Origin of the sequence: Chromohalobacter sp. HP20-39, from assembly GCF_033052815.1 — a bacterium.
In the GTDB taxonomy this organism is placed as follows: domain Bacteria; phylum Pseudomonadota; class Gammaproteobacteria; order Pseudomonadales; family Halomonadaceae; genus Chromohalobacter.
Genome location: NZ_JAWHTP010000908.1, coordinates 1 through 254, shown reverse-complemented (window position 1 = coordinate 254; position 254 = coordinate 1). Strand labels below are relative to the sequence as shown.

Here is a 254-nt window from a genome sequence, read left to right as displayed (position 1 = left end):
CAGCAAGATCGTCATGCCCTGGCTTTACCCCCCAACGTTCCTGCTGCTGATCATCCCGCTTGCGCTGCTGCCGTTCTGGCCCAGCTATGTGCTGTTCGTGCTGGCCACCGGCACCTTCTACGTGAAGGCGGCCGGCTGGCTGCTGGGTGTCCGCTCGGTCTGGCGCCAGGGGGTGTGGCTGCCCATCGTGGCATCGCCGGCGGTGTTTGTGTCGGGGCTGCTGGGGCAGAACTCGCTGCTCACGGCAGCGCTGG

At 66.9% G+C, this 254-nt stretch carries 1 protein-coding gene; it reads left to right on the top strand.

What is annotated here, in order from left to right:
- The coding region (locus RVY79_RS20610) for a glycosyltransferase 87 family protein (RefSeq protein WP_317466460.1) at nt 1-254 on the top strand (254 nt) is incomplete at both ends.